Source organism: Nonomuraea sp. NPDC050383, assembly GCF_044459125.1.
Lineage (GTDB): Bacteria > Actinomycetota > Actinomycetes > Streptosporangiales > Streptosporangiaceae > Nonomuraea.
This window is the reverse complement of sequence record NZ_JBITIP010000014.1, coordinates 59,020-73,621: the sequence shown is the minus strand read 5'-3', so window position 1 is coordinate 73,621 and position 14,602 is coordinate 59,020. Positions and strand designations below refer to the sequence as shown.

The window sequence follows — 14,602 nt, the reverse complement described above, 5'->3', positions numbered from 1 at the left end:
CGTCAGGCGTGCCAGTGGGCCGTCTCCAGCAGCACGTCGCACAGCGCGTCCGCCGCGTCCACGCGGCCCAGCTTGCGCGACGCCTCGGCCATGCCCGCGCGCAGCTCGGGGTCGGCCAGCAGCGGCATGAGCTCCGCCAGCAGCATGTCGGCCGTCGGGTGCGGCTCCAGCAGTGCCCGCGCCGCGCCGGCCGACATCAGGTAGCCGGCGTTCTTGCGCTGCTCGTCGCCGCCCGTCGGGATGAGCGGGACCAGGACCGACGGCTTGCCGATGGCCGTCAGCTCCGACACCGTCCCGGCGCCGCTGCGCGAGATCACCACGTCGGCCGCGGCGAACAGGTCGGCCAGCTCCGAGCCCACGTACGGCACCGGGTGGTAGCGCTCGGCCAGCTCCGGCGGCAGCTCGACGGCCCGCATCTCCTCGATCCAGGCCGGCCCGCACTGGTGCACCACCTGCGCGTGCGGCAGCAGCCGGGGCAGGATCTCGGCGAGCAGCGTGTTGATCTGCCTGCTGCCCTGCGCGCCGCCCGTCACGTAGATCAGCGGCACCTCGAACGTCAGCCCGAACAGGTCGTACGCGGCGGCCCGCTTGCCCTGCAGCAGCTCCGGCCGGATCGGGTTGCCGGTCACCACGGCCCTGCCTCGCGCGGAGGCCGGCAGGTACTCCAGCGACGACTCGTGCGACAGCGCGATCCGCGTCGCCAGCCGGGCCAGGATCCGGTTGGCCAGGCCCACGACCGTGGTCTGCTCGTGCATGACCAGCGGCCGGCGGATCAGCTTGGCCGCCACGCCGATCGGCACCGCCACGTACCCGCCGGTCGAGAGCACCACGTCGGGCAGGTAGCGGGCCGCGTGCCCGATCGCCTGGGCCACGCCGACCGGGATGCGGAACACGTCGGCGATGTTCGTGCCGAGCTCACGCAGGTTGGGCCGGCGGCGCAGCTTTCCCGTGGTGATCGCCTTGAACGGGATGCCGTGCTCGGCGGTGATCCTGGCTTCCAGCCCGTTGGCGGTGCCCACCCAGAGCACGTCGTGCGGCACCTGGCGGCGCTGCACGGCCGTCAGGGTCGTCAGGGCGGGATAGGTGTGACCTCCGGTGCCGCCGCCGGTGATCAACAGTCGCAGGGTTCGTGACATGCGATCAGCGTATGGCCGTCCGGGCGGAACCCGTACTTTCACCCCCGCGTCCGCGCGGGGGCGGCGTCGCTCCGCGCGCCGCAGGCCGGTAGCGTCATGCACATGCGACTCGGCGTGCTGGACATCGGCTCGAACACCGTCCATTTACTCGTCGTCGACGCCCACCGAGGCGCCCGGCCCATCCCCGCCTACTCCCACAAGGAGGAGCTGCGCCTGACCGAGCACCTCGACGAGCGCAACGAGCTGTCGGCCGAGGGCATCGAGCTGCTCGGCGCGTTCGTGGAGGAGGCCCTGCAACTGGCGGAGGACAAGGGCGTCGAGGACTTCGTGGCGTTCGCGACGTCGGCGGTGCGCGAGGCCGCGAACGGCGAGCAGGTGCTGGCCCGCATCGACGAGCGCTGCGGGGTGGACATCGAGGTGCTGTCCGGCCGCGACGAGGCCCGGCTGACGTTCCTGGCGGTGCGGCGCTGGTTCGGCTGGTCGTCGGGGCGGCTGCTGGCCTTCGACATCGGCGGCGGCTCGCTGGAGATCGCCGCGGGCGTGGACGAGGAGCCGGACGTGGCCGTGTCGCTGCCGCTGGGCGCCGGCCGGCTGACGCGTGACTGGTTCACCGCCGACCCGCCGCCGCCGGAGGAGGTGCGCGCGCTGCGCCGGCACGTCCGCGCGGAGATCGCCCGCACGGTCCGCGACGTGGTCCGGCACGGCGAGTCCACCTGCGCGGTGGCGACCTCCAAGACCTTCAAGCAGCTCGCCAGGGTGGCGGGGACGGCCCCGTCCAGCGAGGGGCCCTACGTCTCGCGCTCGCTGTCGCGTCAGGATCTGGCCCACTGGGCGGGCAAGCTGACGACCATGGACACGGCCTCGCGGGCCGCGCTGCCGGGCGTGTCGCCGGGCCGCGCCGCTCAGCTGGCCGCCGGGGCGCTGGTCGCCGACGCGGCGATGGACCTGTTCGAGGTCGAGCGCCTGGAGGTCTGCCCGTGGGCGCTGCGCGAGGGGGTCATCCTGCGCCGCCTGGACCATCTCCCCAGCCGCCGGGAGCTCCCGCCCTCCTGACCTGCGGCGTTCCCGAGGCCGGACGAGAGGGAGCAGGACGTCGTCGCTTCGCGGAAAGCCCGATCTATCCGGAACCGAAGGCTTAGAGCCCATTCAGCGGGGAAAGTTTGGCCGAATGTTGGCACTACTCGGCGCGATCGCCTCTCTGGCGATCACCTGCTCCCTCGTGTTCCTGGCGGTCCTGCTCATCTCGGTCGTGGTCCTGGTGACCCTCGGCCTCATGGCCGGGCTGACGGCCAGACGGTGGCCTGCGCCGGCCACCGGAGCGTCATAGCGAGTTGTCCGTGCCCCGCACGGCCTGGTGGGCGTGGTGGGCGGCGAGTCCCGAGTCGGGCATGAACGGCCGGGCCGCCGCCCCTGGCGCGAAGCGCAGCCGCTTCTCCAGGCACACCACGGCGCCCTTCTCGCGCCGGTTGGTGAAGCGGACGTCGTCGGCGAGCGCCCGCATGATCTGCAGGCCACGGCCGCTCTCGGCGCTGTCGGACGCCTGGCTCACCTTGCGGGGGTCGAACCCGCCGCCGGTGTCGATGACCTTGATCGTGCACAGGTCGTCGTGGACTCCTGCGCTCACCGTGTAGTCGTCGCTGGGCCCGGCGTGCCTGATCACGTTGGAGCACGCCTCGCTGAGCATGAGCTCGATGTCGTCGCGGATCTGCGGCTCCACGCCCAGAGTCTTGAGGCTGGCCTCGAGAATCTGTCTGATCAGGGGGACGCTCGCCGCATCCCTGGGCAAACGGAGCGCGATGGTTGCCTCCACTGTCTACCTCCCCGTCTGGATGCGTGCCTGGAGACCTGCCCGCGATCGTGGACCCCAATCGTCCCTATGGCTTCAGGAGATCCTTCCTATGGCTCCAGGAGCCTGAGCGCGACCTCCAGGGACGCCGCGTTGATCTCCTCCTCCGACACCGACTCCTCCTGGGGCATCCACTTGCCCGCGTGCAGCGCGAACAGCGCCATGGAGTGGGCGATCCGCACCGCCAGCGGGTCGTCCGGGTCGCTCAGCTCGTTGACCAGCTCCAGCATCGTGTCGCGCAGGCGCAGCAGCTTCGGGTGGTCGCGCAGCGCCGTCTGGTTGCGCTCCATGAAGCGGGCGACCTCCAGGTAGCGGGGCTTGCGCAGCGCCTCGGCGTAGCGCGTCACGATCTCGCGCCGCGCCTCCAGTGTCCTCGGCTGGCTCCTGGCCCACGCCAGGACCTCCTCGACCTCGGCCACGCGCAGGTCGGCCAGGCTGGCGACGATGTCGTCCTTGGTCTTGAAGTGGTAGTAGAGCGCCGCCTTGGTCACGCCGAGCTCCTCGGCGATCTCGCGCAGGGAGGTCGCCTCGTAGCCCTGCTCCGTGAACAGCCTGAGAGCGATCTCCTGGATACGCGTCCGGGTGTCTTCCCGCAAAGTGCACCTATTTCGACTTGACGACCGGCAAGTAAGTATCTACCTTAATGCAGGCTTGCCGGTCGGCAAGTAAGGAAGATCTTTTACTCCGGGGGTGTGCTTATGGAAGAAGCAGGAGGGCGCCGCCGAGAGGTCATGGTGGTCCTGCCGGGACTGATGCTGGCGATGATCCTCGCCATGCTCGACAACATGATCGTCGGTACGGCGATGCCCCGGATCGTGGGTGAGCTGGGCGGACTCCAGCACCTCTCCTGGGTCGTCACAGCGTATGTGCTCGGCACCACCGTCTCCACTCCCATCTGGGGGAAGATCGGCGACCTTTACGGACGCAAGACCATCTTCCTCGTCTCCATCGTCATCTTCATGATCGGGTCGGCCCTGTGCGGCATGGCCGGCTCGTCCGTCCTCGGCGGCCCCGACGGGGGCATGGCGGAGCTGATCGCGTTCCGAGCGCTGCAGGGCCTCGGCGCGGGCGGTCTCATGGTCAACGTCATGGCCATCATCGGCGACCTGGTGCCGCCCCGCGAGCGCGGCCAGTACCAGGGCATCATGGCCGGCGCCATGTCGCTCGCCATGATCGCCGGCCCGCTCGTCGGCGGCTTCATCACCGACCACCTCGACTGGCGCTGGGCCTTCTACGTCAACCTGCCCGTCGGCGCGATCGCGCTCGCCGTGCTGGCCGTCAAGCTCCACCTGCCCAAGCACCGCAACAAGGTGCGCATCGACTGGATCGGCGCGATCCTGCTGTCCATCAGCATCACCGCCATGGTCCTCGTCACGACCTGGGGCGGCAACGAGTACGACTGGGGCTCCTGGCAGATCCTCGGCCTCATCGGCGTCGCCGTCGTCACGCTCGCCATCTTTATCCCGGTCGAGCGCGCCGTCGCCGAGCCGATCATGCCGTTGCAGCTGTTCCGCAACCGCAACTTCACGCTGATCTCGGGCATCGGCTTCCTGCTCGGCTTCGCCATGTTCGGCGCCATCAACTTCCTGCCGCTGTTCCAGCAGATGGTCCAGGGCGCCACGGCCACCAACTCCGGCCTGCTCCTGCTGCCCATGATGGCCGCGGCCATGGTGGTGTCGCTGTTCGTCGGCCGGGCCATCACCGCCACCGGCAGGTACAAGATCTACCCGCTGATCGGCGGCGTCGGCATGGCGCTCGGCATGTGGCTGCTGTCCACCATGGACATGGACACGCCGGGCTGGCAGACCGGCGTCTACATCGCCGTGCTCGGCGTCGGCATGGGCTTCCTCATGCAGACCACCATGCTCATCGCGCAGAACAGCGTCGAGCAGAAGGACCTCGGCGTCTCCAGCAGCGCCACCACGTTCTTCCGCTCGATCGGCGGCTCGTTCGGCGTCTCCCTGTTCGGCGCCGTCTTCAACAACGGCTTCCAGGACGAGCTGACGGACAAGTTCGGCGCCCAGGCCGCCGAGAAGATCGCCAAGGGCGGCGGCCGGATGGACCCGGCCGCGCTGTCCCAGATGCAGCCGCAGATGCGGACCGGCCTGATCGAGGCGCTGGCCGGCTCCATCTCCAACGTGTTCTGGTGGGCCATCCTGTTCGCCGTCGTCGTGCCCGTGCTGGCGGCGTTCGTCAAGGAGATCCCGCTGCGCGGCGGCCCGGCCACCCCGGCGGAGCAGCCCGAGCCCGCCGTCGGCTGACCGCCGTCGTCCGGGAGCGGCCCGCCGGGCCGCTCCCGGACGCGTGGGCGGGCTCACGCGGGCGGCAGGCTGAAGATCCGGTCCAGCGCCGTCATCCGCAGCACATTGCGCAGGTACGGCGTCACGGCCACCACCCGCAGCACGGCGTCGGCCCGCTCGGCCTGGTGGTAGAGGCGGATGAGCGCCGCCAGGCCGGAGGAGTCGATGAAGGAGACCCCCGACAGGTCGACCTCCAGGCGGCGGAAGTCATCGGCCAGGGGCAGTGCCGCCAGCTCCGAGACGGTGCCGTAGTCTAGATCGCCACTGAGCGCGAGCCGCACCGTCATCGGGTCGGGTGTGGCGACCTCGATGCGCAACGGCTTCTTGTCCAGCACCCGTCCAGCTTATCGACGGAGGGAAAATGGGAGGCGAGAGCCCCGCCCGTTTCGGCACAATCCCCCCCATGGATTCCATCAGGCGCCCCCGGCCGGAGGACGCTTCCGCCATCCACGAGCTCCTGACGGCCGCCGACACGGCGGTCATCGGCCACGCCGACTGGACCCTCGACGACGTCAAGGCGGACCTCGCCGCGCCCGGCGCCGACCTCGACCGTGACGGCTGGCTGCGCCACGACGCCGAGGGCCGCCTGGTGGCCTGGGCCTGGGCGTACGCCAAGGGCCGCAGCGACCTCGTCGAGGTCGACGTCATCGTCCGCCCCGGCCGGGAGGAGGTGGCGGGGCCCCTGTGGGGCACCGTGCTCGACCGGGCCCGGGAGCTGGCCAAGGAGCGCGGCCACGACGGCGTCACGGTCGACGCCGGCATCCACCGGGCCGACGAGGTCAAGCGCGCCCTCGCCGAGCGCCACGGCCTGCGGCCCGCGACCAGCTTCCACCGGCTGCGCATCGACCACGCGGGGCCGCTCGACCCGCCCGCGCCCCCGGCCGGCCTCACCCTGCACAGCGGGGAGAGCGAGGAGGCGCGCCGCGAGGCGCACCTGGTCCACCAGGGGGCCTTCTCCGAGCACTTCGGCTTCGTCAAGGTCGACTACGACACCTGGTACTCCCGTCGCGCCGCGCACCGCGCCACCGACTGGAGCCAGCTCACGGTCGCCCGGCTCGACGGCCGCCCCGCCGCGACCGTGATCGGCAACGACCAGTTCCTGTCCGACGAGGGCTGCGGCTACGTCGCGCTGCTCGCCGTGCTCCCGGAGTTCCGGGGGAGGGGCCTCGGGCGCTTCCTGCTGAGGCACGCGTTCGCCGCCGACGCCGCCCGTGGCCGCCGGGGCACGATCCTGCACGTCGACTCCAACAACACCACGCCCGCCCTCGACCTCTACCTGTCGGCGGGCATGCGCACGGTCATGGTCATCGACGTCTGGCGCGCCCGCCTCTGACCCGCCTCCCCACGCGGGGACCCGGGGACTCGGGGACCCCCGCGGGACAGCGGGACTCGGGACCCGCGAGGATCAGCGGGACTCGGGGGAGGAGCCGTCAGACGCGGTGGGCCGCCAGATGGTCCAGGACCGACTGGTTGGCCTCCCAGCCGTCCGGGAACTTCACCGGCACCCCGAGCTGCACCGGCTCGGCCGACGGGTGCGCGTCCAGCAGCTCCGCGATGCCCGCCCGCGCCACCACCACGCACGCGTGCCGGTGCCGCGACGCCAGCACGCACAGCCGCCCCGACTCCAGGTGGAACGCCGTCGCGTCGCGCCGCCCCGACAGCGGGTGCAGCACGATCGTCACGTCGTACTCCCGGCCCTGCAGCCGGTTGGCCGTGTCCACGGTGATCTCCGGCGGCACCCCGGCGGCCCTGATCGCCGCCACCTGGTCCCGGTGCGCCGCCCCGACCGCGATCCGCTCGGCCGTCACGGGTCGCTCGCCCTGCTCCGAGCCCGCCACCGCGCCCCGCTGGAGCAGCCGGGCCGCCAGCAGCGCCACGGCCTCCACCGCCTCGCCGTCGGTGCGGACGGTGTGCCGGTTCGGCAGCTCGAGCAGCGCCCACCCCGACCGCGCCGCCTCCTCCAGCGCCCGGTCGTGCACGGTTCCCATGCCGCCCGTGGACAGCTCCAGCCGCCGCTCGTGCGGCTCCGTGCCCGCCCGGAACCCGGTGAACGGGTAGAACGCCCGCGACACCACCGGCGCGGCCGAGGCCGGCAGCCGCCACGACACCGGCAGCCGGTGGACCGGCAGGTCCGAGTTGTGCCGCAGCAGCACCGACACGGCGCTCTGCAGCGGGTCCCACGACAGCCCCGACCAGCGGTCGCCGTCCACGATCGAGAACGGGTCGAGCTGTCCCGGGTCGCCCACGAACAGCGCCCGCTCGAACAGCCCCGCGATGCGCAGCAGCTTGTCCGAGCGCATCTGGTACGCCTCGTCCACGATCGCCCACGGCCACGTCCGGCCGGAGATCCACGCCCACTTGTCGGCGGTCGCGATCACGATGTCGGGGTCGCCGAGGTCCTGCACACGGGTGCCCACCGTGACGCCGGGCAGCTCCAGCAGCCGCAGCGGCGGGACGTAGCCGCCCGCCGACAGCCGCCCGACGGTCAGGTCCGGGTGCCGCTCGCAGATGCGCGTCACCAGGTCGTCCACCTGCTCGTTGGTCTGGGCGACGATCATCAGCGGCTCGCCGGTCGCGGCGATATGAGCCGCCGCCCGTACGACGAGGGTGGACTTGCCCGCACCCGGCGGCGAGTCGACGACCACGCCGCGATGCCGCGGCAGGTCGGCGAGCACGGCCTGGATGACCTGCTCGGGACTCGGCTGGGGACCCGGCGCGGGACCCGGACCGGGCGCCTCCTGCCGGACGGGCGGGGTACTCGTCACGACCACTCCTCCAGGGCGTCCTCGTCGCTCGGCGTGTACTCCCGCGGCGGGCCGCCGTGCGTCCACGGGGTCGCCTCCGGCTCGGGCAGGGCAGGTGAGCCCTGGAAGTCGTCGGTCAGCGAGGTGTAGCAGACCCGCTCGCCCACCTCCGGCACGGACCCGGGCGCGGGCGTCTTCCCCCGCCCCATCCCCTTGGTGATCTTCACCGTGACCAGGCCGTCGCCGGCCGACACGAGCTGGGCGCCCTGGGTGCGGCGCTGCGGGGTGCCGAGCGCGGTGCCGGGCGCCAGACGTACGGGATCGTCGGTCTTGACCACCACGATCGGGCGCAGCTTGCGTGAGCGGCCCTCGCCCTCGGCATGCTCGGGGTCGGTCTCGACGACCTCGCCCGCGAACGCCTCGCCGGTCAGCCGGTGCTCGGCCATGACCAGCGGGTCGTCGTAGGCGCGCTGCACCTCGTAGGCGGCCTGGGCGCGCTCCATGCGGGCCAGGCGGGAGGCGGCGGCGACCGCGCCGTCGCGCCGGGCCTGCGGCGGCGCGCCCTCGGCGATCTGCGCGGCCATGCCGCTGAACGAGCCGCGGTCCTGCTCCCACCGCTGCGCCACGCTCGCCCCCTCCGGCAGGCCCCGCAGCAGGTCGATCGCCTGCCACATGAGCCGCCAGGTGGGTTCGAGCTGGGTGCGCAGCGCCTCGGTGATGCGCTCGGCCGAGCCGGCCTCGATGGCCGGGGCCAGCACCTCGGCGTCGAACCCCGGATCGGTCGCCGGTCCCGCGGGCGGCCACACGAGCGGGTCCTCGGCGTCGTCGCTCGGCCCGGTGGTGATCCACGCCATCAGCGCGGCCAGGTTGGCGTCCTCCAGACCGCTCTGCCCGCTCGCCCAGTGCCGCCCCAGCTCCTCGGTCGCGGCCGTCATCAGCGACGAGCCGGGGTAGGCGGCCCGCTCGCCGAAGTACGTCAGCCAGCGGCCGAGCAGCGGCACCCGCTCCGGCACCGGGTACGGCCCGTCGACCCGCCGGAACCGGGTGGAGCGGCCGAGCAGGCGGGTGAACCCGACGCCCGCCTGGTTCGGCACGACGAGCTGCGGCGCGTCGAGCACGCGCTCGTACGGGTCGGCGTTCTTGCGCTCCACCGTCTCGGTGCCGCCGAGGAAGCCCTCGATGTACGGCAGCAACTCGGCGGCCAGGTCGGCGGCCCAGGCGAAGCGCAGGTCGCGGTTGCGGGGCTGCGTCACCACGAGCAGGCGCGGCTCGTCGCGGCGGGTGCCGAGCATGGCGGCCAGCGGCGCGGCGGCCTCGCCGGACAGCTTGAGCGGGATGAACACCATGGGCCGCTCGGACAGGTGGCAGTGCCGCACGGTCGCGATGGGCTGCGCGACGCCCTCGTCGAGCGCCCGCAGCCGCGCGAGCGACGTCAGCAGGCTCACGCCGCCCACCTCCGCCGGGCCTCACGGACGGGGCTCACGCGAGGCACTCCCGGCGCAGGCGCTCGGCGTTGCGCAGCAGCCGGGCGATCTCCTCCTGCCCCTCGGCCGGGTCGCGGGTGCCGTCGGCCAGGCCCAGCGCCTCGCCGACGGAGGCCACCCCGCCCAGCTCGTCGCGCACCTGACGGCCCAGCAGGTCGCAGGCGCCCTCCTGCCGGGCCTCGTCGCGGCAGAAGAAGCACAGGTCGCACGTGGACAGGCAGTCGGGCGCGTACCGGGCGGTGGTGCGGCGCAGCGCGTCGGACAGCTCGGCCGCCGAGCGGGTGGGCAGCCCGTCCTCGCCCGGCACCAGGTCGAACGTCAGGTCCTCCGGCAGTCCCTCCACCAGCCGGTCGAGCCCCGTCATGCGGGAGAGCTGCCGCTCCAGCACGGCGAGCTGCCGGCGCACGTCGACGAGCGTGGCCACGGGCCGGTTGGCGAAGTTCTCGGGGCAGACGAGGACCACGTCGTGCGCCACGCGCCGAGGGTCGTGGCCGAGCTCGCCGAGCAGCCGGCGCAGCGCCAGCACGTACACGGCCGCCTGCCGCGCCGCCGCCGCCACCGCCGACGGGTCGGCCTGGCCGTCGATCACCGAGAACGACTTGATCTCCACGATGTGGAACCGGCCGCCGAGCTGGAACGCCACCACGTCCGGCTCCAGGAACGCGGTGTGCCCGGCGATCTCCAGGCCGAGCAGCGGATGGTCGTAGAGCGTGCCGGAGTCGTGGCCGTCGCGGGCCGCCCGGTCGAACAGCGCCCGCGTGTGGGCGTGGCGCAGGTGGGCTCCGACGTTCTCGACGTCGTGGTAGGCCACCTCGGCGACCGGCAGCTCCAGCAGCTCGCGCAGCATCCGCAGCAGCTCGGCGCACCCGTCGGCCTTCACCAGCGCCTCGAACGCGTTGCCCCGGGTGATCGCGAACGGCGACTGCCCGAACGGCGCCGGGAAGCCCAGGTGGCGAGCGGTGGCGTCCTTGTCGATGCCCGCGCCGTCCAGCAGCGCCCGCCGCGCGCAGCCGGGGTTGGCGGCGAGCGCGGCGATGGCGCGCGCGTCGTGCGGCTTCTGCGGCGTCGTGCCCCGCAGCGCGTCAAGCCGGTTCATCGGCTGCCCCTCATGTGCTCATCTGCCTGGTGCTCGTGTCGCTCTGTACTCATGTCGCTGTGTGCTCATGTCGCTGTGGCTGGTGTCGCTGGGTGCTCGTGTCGCTGTGTGCTCAGGTGGCCGCGCGGCCTGTCGCGGCCCGGGCGACGGTGCTCAGCGTAGCGGCGCCGAACAGTCGCGCCCGGTCACCGAGCTGGGCGGCCGCGCGTTTCGCCAGCTCGGCCCGGTCCCGCGTGTCGCGCCCGGCGTGTACGGCCAGCTCGGCCCGCGCCGCCTCGATCACCCGGAGCGGGTCGGGCGGGCCGAGGTCGTGGGCGGCGCCGCCCGGGATGTTGCGCGCCATCCGCGCGAGCAGCCGCTCCACCTGAGGATCCGGCTCCACCTCCGTGCCCGTCCCCGCGCCTGCCTCCGAGCCCGGGTCCGGGCACAGCCGCCGGGCCACGGCGACGGCGCAGGTCAGGAAGTGGACGCGGGGGCTGAGCGGGCCCACCATGCGCCGCTCCAGCGGCCACGCGCTCACCGCGAGCAGGCCGCGGGCGGGGGAGAGGCGGTCGGTCAGGGCGGCGCACAGGTAGTACGGGCGGCCGAACGGGGAGGAGGCGAACGAGCGCTCCTCGTCGCGGCGCAGGCTGGTGAGCTGGGCGCCGCGCAGGGAGCCGCCGAAGAACGCCTCGTTCACGGCCGCGATCAGCCGGGGCTGGGCCGGCACGCCGAGCAGGTCGAGCGCCTGGTGCGCCTGCTCCCGCACGGTGACGAGCCGCAACCCGCCCCCGCCGCTCCCGGAACCCCCGCCGCTCCTGGAACCACCGCGGCTCCTGGAACCCGTGACCTTCCCGGAATCAGCGACCTTCCCGGAACCAGCGATCTCTCTCGAAGCGTCGGCGGCGGGTGCCGGGTCGAGGTCGCCGGAGACCAGGGCGTCCCAGGTGCGCTCGGCGGCGCGCAGGTCGGCCCGGAGCGTCCGGGCGGCGGCCGGGTCGCGGGCGCGCATGGCCCGGCGCACCCCGGCGCGCAGCTCGTCGATCCGCCGTTCCAGATCGTCCAGCCGATCACCCATGATCGTCCAGCCGGTCACCCATGGCGCGAGCGTAACAGGAGTTCCAATATTTCCCAGTAATTTCCCGCTATAAGCGGAAATCTACGTCGTAAGGGCCCCGGCGGCCACCCAGGTCCGGTCCTCCGTCAGGAACCGCAGCATCCGCAGCCCCGCCTTCTCCAACGCCCGCGCCAGGTCCTCGTCCGACAGCCGCCACGACGAGGACGACTGCGTCCACACGCGCCCGTCCACCTCGTACCGCATGGTCGCGGTGAACCGCCCCGGCTCCGGCTGCTCCAGCGCGGCCAGCTCGACGGTGACGCCGTCCTCGGTCCTGCCCTGGCCCACCTCCCAGGCGTCCAGCCGCTCCGGCGGCATCCACTGGAGGAGCACGTGCCCGTCCGGCGCCACGTGGCGGGCGCACGCCTCCAGCAGCGCGCGCCGCCCTTCCGCGTCCGCGGTCTGCACGAGCTGCGAGGCCAGCACGACCGTGTCGAAGCGCCGCTCCAGCCGCAGCTCGCCGATGCGCGCCCGCACGGTGGTCGCGCCGCGCACGTGCGCGAGCATCTCCGCCGACTCGTCCACGGCCACGACCTCGAAGCCCAGCTCGACCAGCGGGTGGGTCATGCGGCCGGTGCCGCAGCCCAGCTCCAGGATCGTGCCGCCCGCCGGCGTCACGGCGGCGATGATCTCGGGCTCGCCGCGGGAGCGCTGCGTCGCGTAGAACTCCACGGGCGAGCCGTCGGGGGTGATGGGGCCCGACCCGGTGCCGCTGTTCGGTGCGATCGTCATGATGGCGACTCTAACCACCGCCAGAACCACCGCCAAGGGTACGGAGGCTTGCCGGAAACGGCCCCGCGCGCGACCCGGGAGCGCGACCATGGTGCGCGTGCCGCTACGTGGAGTGATCGGGATCGTGATCGGGACGGTGGCGGGGCTGGCCGCCCTGCCGGTGGTGTACTACCTGACCGAGGCGGGCGCCCGCGCGCTGCGGACCGCCTACACCTCCTTCGCGCCCGGGCCCGCCGGGCTCGGGCTGCTCGCGGCCGCGGCGGTCCTCGCCGCGCTGCTGCGCGGGCTGTCGCGGTCCGCCGCGCTGGCCTGCGGGGCGCCGCTGGCCGCCGTGGGCGTGCTCTTCGCGCTGCGGCTGGACCTCGCGGTGGAGCTGGCCGGGCGGCTGCCGCGCCTCCTGGCGCCCACCGGTGAGCCGCCGGGGGCGCTGGCGGGCGCGACGGGCCTGTACGCGCTGCTCGGCCTGGCGCTGGCCGCCTCGGCGGCCCTGCCGGTCCGGCCGTCCGGCCGTCTCGACAGCCTGAGACGTCTCAGTCGCCGAAGCGCGACAGCTTCCCGTGCCGGCGGGCGTAGCCGAGAGCCCACGCGTACAGAGCGAGGGTGAGCGCCAGGTAGACGACGTCGAGCGCGCCCGCCCAGGCCAGCCGGTCCCAGGGCACGGCTCCGCCGGCCAACACCGTGCGCATGCCCTCGAAGACGTGCGAGGCGGGCAGGAACCACGACACGGTCTGGAGCGGCGCGGGCAGCACCGACACCGGGTAGAAGATCCCGGCCAGCGGCTGCACCACGAACACCAGCGACCAGGCGATCACCTGCGCGTTCTCGCCGAAGCGCAGCACGGCGGCGATGCCGACCAGCCCCAGCGACCAGCCGAGGACGAGCAGCACCCCCATGAACGGCACCAGCCCCACGCCGATGGCCGTCACCCCGAACCCGTAGAGGGCGTAGGCCAGCCCGGCCATCACCGTGACCGCGACCGCCACCTTCCCGAGCGAGAACAGCACCAGCCCGGCCAGGTACTCGGCGCTGGACAGCGGGCTGACCTGCACGTTGAGCAGGTTGCGCGACCAGATGTCCTCCAGGAAGGCGATGGAGATCTCGTTGCTGCCCTTCTGCAGCACCTGCCAGAGCAGCACCGCGCCGAGGAGGAAGGTCACCACGAACGGCACCTGCTGGGTACGCAGGAACAGCGTGACGAACCCCCACAGCAGCAGCTCCACCGTCGGCCAGAAGAAGATCTCGAAGACGCGGACCGGGCTGCGGCGCAGCGCGGCGAAGTCGCGCAGCACGACGCCCAGGACGCGGCTGCGCCGGGCGGCGAGACCCAGCGGCGGCAGGCCCAGCGGAAGGGCAGGCGGAGGAGCCGGTGGGAGGGCGGGTCGTGGTGTCGTCATCCGCGGGCCACCTTCAGGAACACCTCTTCCAGGTCCTCGGCCCCGTAGCGGCCGGCCAGGTCGGCGGCGCTGCCGGAGGCCACGACGCGGCCCTCGGCCATGAAGTGGATCCGGTCGCACATCCGCTCGACCTCGCGCATGTTGTGGGAGGTGATGAGCATCGCGGCGCCGCTCTCGCGGGCCACGCCGGACAGCAGGCCGCGGATCCGGTCGCCGGCGTCGGGGTCGAGGTTGGCGGTCGGCTCGTCGAGCACGAGCAGGCGGGGCGCGTTGACCAGCGCCTTGGCGAGCTGGACGCGGGTGCGCTGCCCCGAGGACAGGTCCATCACCCGCCGCCGCCGCAGCGGGCCCAGCTCCAGCAGCTCGATCATCTCCGCGACCCGTCGCTTCGGGCGACGTACGGCGTAGAAGCGGGCGAAGACGTCGAGCACCTCCTGCACCAGCAGCGGGCCGGGCAGGTCCACGTAGCTGGCGGCGAAGTTGACCCGGCTCAGCGCCTCGATCCGGTGCCGGGCCAGCTCCATGCCGAACATCGTGATCGTCCCGGCGTCGGGCGTGATGAGCCCGAGCAGCATGTGCAGGGTCGTCGACTTGCCGGCGCCGTTGGGGCCGAGCAGCGCGGCCACCTCGCCCTCGGCCACGGTGATGCTCACGTCGTGGACGGCCGTGACCGGTCCGAACCTCTTCGCCAGGCGAGTCGCCTCCAGGATGGCCACCGTTCCAGCCTGCGGCCGGTGCTCGCCCGCCCGCAACGGGTTTTCGCCGGGTCCGCAG

Annotated in this window: 16 protein-coding genes; 5 read left to right on the top strand and 11 right to left on the bottom strand. The window is 73.0% G+C overall.

Going from position 1 to position 14,602, the window contains the following annotated elements:
• Positions 1-2 precede the first annotated feature (2 nt).
• Positions 3-1,136 carry a UDP-N-acetylglucosamine--N-acetylmuramyl-(pentapeptide) pyrophosphoryl-undecaprenol N-acetylglucosamine transferase gene (locus tag ACIBG4_RS30120; RefSeq protein WP_355452791.1) on the bottom strand — a complete coding sequence of 378 codons (1,134 nt, stop codon included), beginning with the start codon at positions 1,134-1,136 and terminating at the stop codon, positions 3-5.
• A gap of 102 nt (positions 1,137-1,238) precedes the next feature.
• On the opposite strand from ACIBG4_RS30120, the gene ACIBG4_RS30115 reads away from it, so the two are divergent.
• Both ACIBG4_RS30115 and ACIBG4_RS30110 read left to right on the top strand, forming a co-directional pair.
• Positions 1,239-2,189, top strand: coding sequence for a Ppx/GppA phosphatase family protein (locus ACIBG4_RS30115; RefSeq protein ID WP_310709972.1), 951 nt, complete (start codon positions 1,239-1,241; stop codon positions 2,187-2,189).
• A gap of 115 nt (positions 2,190-2,304) precedes the next feature.
• Positions 2,305-2,463: a hypothetical protein gene (locus tag ACIBG4_RS30110; RefSeq protein WP_310709970.1), complete on the top strand. Its 159-nt coding sequence runs from the start codon at positions 2,305-2,307 to the stop codon at positions 2,461-2,463.
• Here ACIBG4_RS30110 and ACIBG4_RS30105 read toward each other — a convergent pair.
• Both ACIBG4_RS30105 and ACIBG4_RS30100 read right to left on the bottom strand, forming a co-directional pair.
• Complete coding sequence (locus ACIBG4_RS30105) at positions 2,458-2,946, bottom strand: ATP-binding protein (RefSeq protein WP_397204683.1); 489 nt, start codon at positions 2,944-2,946, stop codon at positions 2,458-2,460. The genes ACIBG4_RS30110 and ACIBG4_RS30105 overlap by 6 nt on opposite strands.
• Positions 2,947-3,032: 86 nt before the next feature.
• Positions 3,033-3,578, bottom strand: coding sequence for a helix-turn-helix domain-containing protein (locus tag ACIBG4_RS30100; RefSeq protein WP_310709966.1), 546 nt, complete (start codon positions 3,576-3,578; stop codon positions 3,033-3,035).
• A 102-nt stretch (positions 3,579-3,680) separates the two neighbouring features.
• Between ACIBG4_RS30100 and ACIBG4_RS30095 the strand changes: the two genes are divergently transcribed.
• Positions 3,681-5,243, top strand: a complete 1,563-nt coding sequence (locus tag ACIBG4_RS30095; protein ID WP_397204682.1) for an MDR family MFS transporter — start codon at positions 3,681-3,683, stop codon at positions 5,241-5,243.
• A gap of 53 nt (positions 5,244-5,296) precedes the next feature.
• Here ACIBG4_RS30095 and ACIBG4_RS30090 read toward each other — a convergent pair whose 3' ends face one another.
• On the bottom strand, positions 5,297-5,617 hold the full coding sequence (locus ACIBG4_RS30090) for an STAS domain-containing protein (RefSeq protein WP_355452806.1): 321 nt from the start codon (positions 5,615-5,617) through the stop codon (positions 5,297-5,299).
• 68 nt (positions 5,618-5,685) lie between these two features.
• Here ACIBG4_RS30090 and ACIBG4_RS30085 point away from each other — a divergent pair, with 68 nt between their 5' ends.
• The gene (locus ACIBG4_RS30085) at positions 5,686-6,615 is read left to right on the top strand and encodes a GNAT family N-acetyltransferase (protein WP_397204681.1); all 930 of its coding nucleotides are present in this window, start codon (positions 5,686-5,688) and stop codon (positions 6,613-6,615) included.
• Positions 6,616-6,712: 97 nt separating this feature from the next.
• Here ACIBG4_RS30085 and ACIBG4_RS30080 read toward each other — a convergent pair whose 3' ends face one another.
• From ACIBG4_RS30080 to ACIBG4_RS30060, 5 genes are all read right to left on the bottom strand, one after another.
• On the bottom strand, positions 6,713-8,047 hold the full coding sequence (locus ACIBG4_RS30080; RefSeq protein ID WP_397204680.1) for an AAA family ATPase: 1,335 nt from the start codon (positions 8,045-8,047) through the stop codon (positions 6,713-6,715).
• Positions 8,044-9,471: a hypothetical protein gene (locus ACIBG4_RS30075; protein WP_397204679.1), complete on the bottom strand. Its 1,428-nt coding sequence runs from the start codon at positions 9,469-9,471 to the stop codon at positions 8,044-8,046. The genes ACIBG4_RS30080 and ACIBG4_RS30075 overlap by 4 nt, the downstream gene beginning before the upstream one ends.
• 34 nt (positions 9,472-9,505) lie before the next feature.
• Entirely contained in the window at positions 9,506-10,606 is a 1,101-nt protein-coding gene (locus ACIBG4_RS30070; protein ID WP_355452818.1) for a hypothetical protein, read from the bottom strand.
• Positions 10,607-10,718: 112 nt separating this feature from the next.
• Complete coding sequence (locus ACIBG4_RS30065) at positions 10,719-11,681, bottom strand: hypothetical protein (protein WP_397204678.1); 963 nt, start codon at positions 11,679-11,681, stop codon at positions 10,719-10,721.
• 63 nt (positions 11,682-11,744) lie between these two features.
• Positions 11,745-12,434, bottom strand: coding sequence for a class I SAM-dependent methyltransferase (locus tag ACIBG4_RS30060; RefSeq protein WP_397204677.1), 690 nt, complete (start codon positions 12,432-12,434; stop codon positions 11,745-11,747).
• Positions 12,435-12,531: 97 nt separating this feature from the next.
• Here ACIBG4_RS30060 and ACIBG4_RS30055 point away from each other — a divergent pair, with 97 nt between their 5' ends.
• Positions 12,532-13,038, top strand: coding sequence for a hypothetical protein (locus tag ACIBG4_RS30055; RefSeq protein WP_397204676.1), 507 nt, complete (start codon positions 12,532-12,534; stop codon positions 13,036-13,038).
• Here ACIBG4_RS30055 and ACIBG4_RS30050 read toward each other — a convergent pair.
• Together ACIBG4_RS30050 and ACIBG4_RS30045 are read right to left on the bottom strand one after the other, a co-directional pair.
• Positions 12,965-13,828: an ABC transporter permease gene (locus ACIBG4_RS30050; RefSeq protein WP_397204675.1), complete on the bottom strand. Its 864-nt coding sequence runs from the start codon at positions 13,826-13,828 to the stop codon at positions 12,965-12,967. The genes ACIBG4_RS30055 and ACIBG4_RS30050 overlap by 74 nt on opposite strands.
• Positions 13,825-14,544: an ABC transporter ATP-binding protein gene (locus ACIBG4_RS30045; protein WP_310709947.1), complete on the bottom strand. Its 720-nt coding sequence runs from the start codon at positions 14,542-14,544 to the stop codon at positions 13,825-13,827. The genes ACIBG4_RS30050 and ACIBG4_RS30045 overlap by 4 nt, the downstream gene beginning before the upstream one ends.
• Positions 14,545-14,602 lie beyond the last annotated feature (58 nt).